This window comes from Bacillus marasmi (genome assembly GCF_902168435.1).
Taxonomy (GTDB): domain Bacteria; phylum Bacillota; class Bacilli; order Bacillales; family Cytobacillaceae; genus Bacillus_BU; species Bacillus_BU marasmi.
The window spans coordinates 1-6,671 of record NZ_LR656198.1; the positions used below are offsets into that span (position 1 = coordinate 1).

Here is a 6,671-nt window from a genome sequence, read left to right on the forward strand (position 1 = left end):
TAATCTGCCCACCGGCTGGAATGGCGTTGGGAGCTGTATACGGTGCTTATGAATTGAGTTCAGCTGTGTCTGGAAAGGATTTAGTCTCAGGTCGGGAACTCGGCACATCTGAACGATGGGTGCGAGGGCTACTAGCCCCACTTGATATTGTCCCAGGCGTCAGTGGCTTAACGAAATTCAGCAGCACTGTTCGTCTCGCAGGTGTTAGTGATAATATGGGAAAGCTTGGCCTAAGTTCCGGTGTGAAAGGTGGCGTCCAACAGGGAGCTACTTCTGGTATGGGTAACTTAGTAGAAACCGCATCCAAGTTTGGAACAGACCGCCTACGACGAGCAGAAGCAGCCTTCCAAAACGGCGCCAATATTGTGAAAAATAAGGTTATAAAAGATACAATAGAGGTAGCACAAGTAGCGGATAAGGGGGTTACCGGAGCGAAAAACCTTAACCCACTTCGAATAAAACTCGTGGAAGATACAATGGGCAATAAAGTATTTGCTCATGATTCAGCCGTCAATACACATAGTATTGAAAATGGTTTAAGAGATTATGTTAGTAGGATTGAAGGGGTTAAGGTTGGTAGTGGGGGAACTAAGGGTACTGGTAATGGTTTAAGTAAAATCGAAGTTGGAAAGGCAGATTTAGATGTTATACGTCAAAAACTAAATGTACCTGAGACTCATACTATAGCTGTTGGAAAAGCGGACATATCAGGATTAGAAGGGGAGATTTTTGAAGGTAGTTCAATAAAAGTTCGTAGAGAAGCTGGATTGCCTGATTTAGATGATATAATGCCTAATAGAGAAATAAGAGCTCCATATGATGGAACTAATCCACGACATATACAATTTATGAAGCACGCTGAAGAAGGAGTTATTAATGAATTTGATATGGCAATCAAAAAATTAGGGATTAATCCAAATGAGGTGGAAGGAACTTTTGTAATACATCAGTCAAACCCAAGAGGTGTATGCACGATCTGTACTCAAGGTATGACTAATCCGAATAAAGATGATGGGATATTTATGCAGTTAACTAGAAAATATCCTAATTTGACAATTAAAGTTACAACAGAAGTCAAAGAAGGTATAAGGATTTCTGGAAAGGAAAGTTTTATTTTAAGAAATGGAAAATTAGTTGAGTAAAATGAGGGATATTATGTTAGATACATTTGAGAAATTAGAATCAGATAGACAAGTTGCATTTTTGTTAGGGCTAAGTGAAACCGTTGTTGATTTATTAACTTCTTCTTCAGCTTATAATGATATAAAAAATGCTATGAAAGCTTGCTGGGAGTGGCTTGAAAATAAGCGGTATTCCGGAGATGAAATCTATTTTCTATTAGACGATGGGACAGAATTTTCGGGGCTATTTATGCAAATGCAAGATGAGAATGATCCATTAAAAGAATTAGTTTGGGGTTGCATTGTAGATGCAATATCTTTTACTAATTGGAAAGCTTATCAGTCTGATAATGAAGAATATTTACCTGCACCAATAGAAAATATAGACGAAAGTATATTACAGCAGTTTCTAGAAGGTTTTTTTAAGATAAAACTTATAAATAAGGTAGTTGTCAAAGAATTCATCAATTATTTAAAGGATAGTAATACTTTGTTAAAAAGAGAAAATATTATGAACTTTTTAAAAGGAGTGCAATAGAATTTAAAGCACTTGATTGTCTACTAAAGGCAACAAGTGCTTTTTGTTTTTTGTGGAAAAAATAGAAACAAGGGGACGGTTCGAGGCCACTGAAAAAGTGCATTTCTGTTTAATAATGAATTTTCAGAAAAACCTAATCCCGAAATTCCGCCGTTTTCTAAAGTCAAAGTGGGAGAATTCAATCTATTTTACCACTAATATTAAACTGTAAGTGGGGATGGATTTTTCAGGAATTTGCTTTTCATAAAATTTCATGGATTTTTTCAGTGGTATGGGACGGTTCCTCCGTTTCCCTCATAACAGAAAGAGACATTTTTGATTTATAAAAATGGTCGAAGTATGAGCTTCTAAGCCAGCCCTCCTTAAATCCACAAAAATTTATCTATTTACTTAAAAATTTAATCCTCATTCCATCTTTCACTTTGAGTTCTCAATTTTGAAAGATGAAATTGGAATATGAGGCTTGGAAAGAGCAAAACCCCAATCAAGATTTTTCACAAAAGGAATACCAACAGACTATTGTTAACACGCGGGCTTTCGAATACGAATCGATTCGTGACACGCAGGAAAATAAAGAATTCTGGTTTCAGATTGGTGCCTTAGTGGTAATTATTGGGGCAACGCTAATCTGCCCACCAGCTGGAATGGCGTTGGGAGCTGTATACGGTACTTATGAATTAAGTTCAGCTGTGTCTGGAAAAGATTTAGTCTCAGGTCGGGAACTCGAGACATCTGAACGATGGGTGCGAGGGCTGTTAGCACCACTTGATATTGTCCCAGGCGTTAGTGGCTTAACGAAATTCAGCAGTACCATTCGTCTCGCAAGTGTTAGTGATAATATTGGAAAGCTAGGCTTAAGTTCCGGTGTGAAAGGTGGCATCCAACAGGGGGCATCTCGAATTAGTAACTTAGTAGAAACCGCATCCAAGTTTGGAACAGACCGTCTGCGACGAGCAGAAGCAGCCTTCCAAAACGGCGCCAATATCGTGAAAAATAAGGTTATAAAAGAAACAATAGAGGTAGCACAAGTAGCGGATAAAGTGGCTACTGGAGCGAAAAACCTTAACCCACTTCGAATAAAACTCGTGGAAGATACAATGGGCAATAAAGTATTAGCTCATGATTTAGCCGTCAATACACATAGTATTGAAAATGGTTTAAGAGATTATGTAAGTAGGATTGAAGGGGTTAAGGTTGGTAGTGGGGGAACTAGGGGAATTAAGGGTACGGTTAAAGGTAAGGGAGTTAGTGAAACAAATTTAAGAAATATTGATGATTTTATAAATGGCAATAAGAAATTTGATGAAGTCATCGAAGACTATGCAAAAGTATATAAAGAACATGTTGATTTAAACAAACCTTGGTCTTGGGATGATACTATTCCTGGAGGCGATTGTTTGTCTTCTGCTCAAAAAAGAAAGATAAAAGAAATGGCTATAGAAAAAGGACATATTTCTGAAATAAAGGTTACAAAAGTAGAAGGTATGAGGTATGGATTTGCCGACTTTGCAAGTGCGGGTGTTGTAGAAGAAACTGTTCAGTTACCCGAAAAATTTTGGAAATTATCGGATAAAGAACAGTTTAAGTGGTTAGATGAACAAATAGGTGGTACAAGAAAAGGAATGACGTGGCATCACACGGAGGTTCCTGGTAGAATTGAGCTGGTCCCCTTTGGTATTCATAATATTACACCTCATAATGGAGGAAGGACAAAAGGGATGTGGGCCGACGCTCCAAGATAATAATTGAGGAGGTATAGAAATGGAATTTAAGGATGGATCAATAATTTATCCCTTACCAGACGATACTTTGCTTTCTGTAAGGGAAGGTAAGTGGAGAATAAATTTACCAGAGAAGTTTAAAGAATTTATAAAAAAATATAATGGTGGTACTCCAATAAAAGATAGTTTTAAGTATAATAACCATATTTATGCGATTGATAGGTTTTTATGTATTTTACAAGTAACCGGAGAAAGAGAAGATGAGTATTATGATATAGGAGTAGTTAGAACACAATTAGACGAAAGAATTGTATTTGATGAAAATTTTGTTGGTACTGAACTGCTACCAATAGCTGTTTTATTTGCAGGTGACTTTGTTTGCTTAGACTATCGTAACGATGTTGAAGAGCCTACTGTATGCGTTTGGAATCATGAAGAGTCTTCAGATTTAAATCCTGTAACATATATTTTATGTAATAGCTTTGAAGAATTATTAAATATGTTAACAGAATAGATAATTGTTGGTAGTAACAAAACCTTGATCCAATGCTTGTAAATCAGTCAAACTTTTTAATTTACCAAAAGCACTTGATTGTCTAATAGGCAGCAGGTGCTTTTGGTTTTTGTGTTGCGCAGTACAGCAAGTGCAAGTAGCGAAAGGAAGTAAAATGCCGAGGAACCCAGTTTTCCATAAGGTGGCATCCAACAGGGGGCATCTCGAATTAGTAACTTAGTAGAAACAGCATCCAAGTTTGGATCAGACCGCTTGAGACATGCAGAAGCAGCCTTCTAAAACGGCGCCAATGTCGTGAAAAACAAGGTCATGAAAGATACAATAGAGGTAGCACAAGTAGCGGATAAGAGGGTTGCCGGGTTAAGTAAATACCTCCATGTTCCCCGGGAAGAACCTGTATTAGCTGGGGCAGGTTCTCTAGGGAAAACCCGCGAAGTAATCGATAATACACATACGATAGAGAATGGTGTTAGGGTTGTACTGAACGTTAGTGATGAGGTTAAGATTGGTAGTGGGGGAACTAAGGGTGCGGGTAATGCTGTAAATGATTATCTTGATGATATTATTGTGAATGGGAATGTCGATCCCGCTAAGATGAAAAAACTAAAAAATGCTATTCAGAATAATACTTTTAGTATAGATGAGCTGTCTGAGATTAGAAAAATGGTGTCGGATTTAGGAATAACTAAAGAATATGATGAAGCATTAATAATAATGGATTTTGGTAAGTATCTTCGAGGACTAATAGGTGACCCGCCTGCTGATATGGTAGTTCCACATGCGCATCATATTCTATTCAAAAAAGGTCTAGGTGAGGCTCATCAAAAACTTGTTCAAGAAGGCCAAGAAATATTAAGGAAGTATGGTATCGAGCATATAATTGGTAAAGAGAATTTAGTTTGGGCACCAAATAGAATTGCAGGGCAACATAATTTATCAGCCTTGGAAAATGTTGTGAATCAATTGAAAGCAGTTGATGTTGCAGGTGCGGACTTAGACGATATTATTGAAATACTAGAAGATCTTGGGAAACAAGCTGCCTCTAGAAGATAAAAATTAAAGGAGAAATAAAATGGATAAGACTAAGATTGCAAAAGAAATTAGAACTGCAATTAAAAATGGCCAATTGGAAACATTAAGAAATTTACTTGAAAAAGAACCAGAAATGTTAATATGGATGACACCTTTTGGTACATGGTTACATGTAGCAGCTTCTCATGGGCATTTAGAAATAATAAAATATCTTATTAATACCGGGATAGATGTTAATGCACAGGGTGGAACTTTTTCGACAAATGCTCTGGAAAGAGCGGCTACAAAAGGGTATATAGATATTGTTGAATATCTCATTAATCAGAATGTTGAATTCGATACTAGTGAACCGGATAGAAATCCTTTGTTTGCTGCGATATATGGTGGTCATTTTGATATTGTTAAATTGTTAGTTGAGAATCAAATAGATATCTCTATAAAATACTCTGGTGAAAACATGAAAGATATGGATGCTTATGCATTTGCCATTGAAAGAGGACAAACAAAAATTGCAGAATATTTAAAGCAAAAGATGGATGAAAAAGAATAAAAGAGAATTTCAGGGAATGCAACAAATTAAGCTATATAAATAAATTATTACTTTCTCTTTCTTTGACCTACGAAGAATATATAGTTTCGTAACAATAAAGCACTTGATTGCCTTTAGGCAACAGGTGTTTTTTTCAAAAAAATGTATGCTTTGAACAACATGAATAATATTTTTGTGAATTTCAAATATCACAAAAGGAGTCTTCAATTCAATCAATTTACTAAAAAGTCAGAAATAAACCCAGACGACATCTCAGTGGTGATAACTTCTACGGAAAACAAATGAAATTGGACTACGAAGCTTGGAAAGAACACAACCCCAATTAAGATTTTTCGCAAAAGGAATACCAACAGGCCATTGTCAACACACGGGCTTTCGAGTATGAATCCATTAGTGACTCGCAAAAATACAAAGAATGGTTGTTACAAACGGGTGAAATTGTGGTAATCGCTGGAGTTACGCTATTCTGCCCACCAGCTGGAATGGCGTTGGGAGCTGTATACGGTACTTATGAATTAAGTTCAGCTGTCTCTGGAAAGGATTTAGTCTCAGGTCGGGAACTCGAGACATCTGAACGATGGGTGCGAGGGCTACTAGCTCCGCTTGATATTGTCCCAGGCGTCAGTGGATTAACGAAATTCAGCAGCACCATTCGTCTCGCAGGTGTTAGTGATAATATTGGGAAGCTAGGCTTAAGTTCCGGTGTGAAAGGTGGCATCCAACAGGGAGCATCTCGAATTAGTAACTTAGTAGAAACCGCATCTAAGTTTGGATCAGAACGCTTGAGACGAGCAGAAGTAGCCTTCCAAAACGGCGCCAATATCGTGAAAAATAAGGTTATAAAGATACAATAGAAGTAGCACAAGTCGCGGATAAAGTGGCTACTGGAGCGAAAAACCTTAACCCACTTCGAATAAAACTCGTAGAAGATACAATGGGCAATAAAATATTAGCCCATGATTCAGCCGTCAATACACATAGTATTGAAAATGGTTTAAGAGATTATGTAAGTAGGATTGAAGGGGTTAAGGTTGGTAGTGGGGGAACTAAGGGTACGGGTGAAGTTGCGGGCTTAAATCCAGAAAATTATCTTCTGAACAAATTGAATTAGATTGGCTAGCTGACAAGTATACTGCTGTAGAAGTAAAAGGAACAGTTAAAGTTGGTGGAAAGGAAATAGATGTATCCAGAAGAG

Annotated in this window: 7 protein-coding genes and 1 pseudogene; all 8 read left to right on the top strand. The window is 37.3% G+C overall.

The annotated features are described in order from the left end of the window. Nucleotides 1-1,142: pseudogene (locus FXW34_RS23500) on the top strand (pre-toxin TG domain-containing protein); the annotation flags it as partial. Between the two features lie 13 nt (nt 1,143-1,155). Then, a complete protein-coding gene (locus tag FXW34_RS22620; RefSeq protein WP_187119070.1) occupies nt 1,156-1,659 on the top strand; it encodes an Imm6 family immunity protein in 504 nt (167 codons plus the stop codon). Between the two features lie 449 nt (nt 1,660-2,108). Then, nucleotides 2,109-3,401, top strand: a complete 1,293-nt coding sequence (locus FXW34_RS23505; RefSeq protein WP_246141266.1) for an HNH endonuclease — start codon at nt 2,109-2,111, stop codon at nt 3,399-3,401. 19 nt (nt 3,402-3,420) lie between these two features. Beyond that, nucleotides 3,421-3,894: an SMI1/KNR4 family protein gene (locus tag FXW34_RS22630; RefSeq protein ID WP_147536278.1), complete on the top strand. Its 474-nt coding sequence runs from the start codon at nt 3,421-3,423 to the stop codon at nt 3,892-3,894. A 294-nt stretch (nt 3,895-4,188) separates the two neighbouring features. Then, entirely contained in the window at nt 4,189-4,947 is a 759-nt protein-coding gene (locus FXW34_RS23510; RefSeq protein WP_246141268.1) for an AHH domain-containing protein, read from the top strand. A gap of 19 nt (nt 4,948-4,966) precedes the next feature. Continuing rightward, a complete protein-coding gene (locus FXW34_RS22640; RefSeq protein ID WP_147536279.1) occupies nt 4,967-5,476 on the top strand; it encodes an ankyrin repeat domain-containing protein in 510 nt (169 codons plus the stop codon). 440 nt (nt 5,477-5,916) lie between these two features. Continuing rightward, nucleotides 5,917-6,330: a pre-toxin TG domain-containing protein gene (locus FXW34_RS22645; RefSeq protein ID WP_147536280.1), complete on the top strand. Its 414-nt coding sequence runs from the start codon at nt 5,917-5,919 to the stop codon at nt 6,328-6,330. A 23-nt stretch (nt 6,331-6,353) separates the two neighbouring features. Continuing rightward, entirely contained in the window at nt 6,354-6,587 is a 234-nt protein-coding gene (locus FXW34_RS22650) for a hypothetical protein (RefSeq protein ID WP_147536281.1), read from the top strand. The last annotated feature ends 84 nt before the right edge of the window (nt 6,588-6,671 follow it).

Excerpts from the sequence above, each read along its gene's own strand:
- FXW34_RS22620 (WP_187119070.1), top strand. The coding sequence starts at position 1,156 with ATGTTAGATACATTTGAGAAATTAGAATCAGATAGACAAGTTGCATTT.
- FXW34_RS22630 (WP_147536278.1), top strand. The coding sequence starts at position 3,421 with ATGGAATTTAAGGATGGATCAATAATTTATCCCTTACCAGACGATACT.
- FXW34_RS22640 (WP_147536279.1), top strand. The coding sequence starts at position 4,967 with ATGGATAAGACTAAGATTGCAAAAGAAATTAGAACTGCAATTAAAAAT.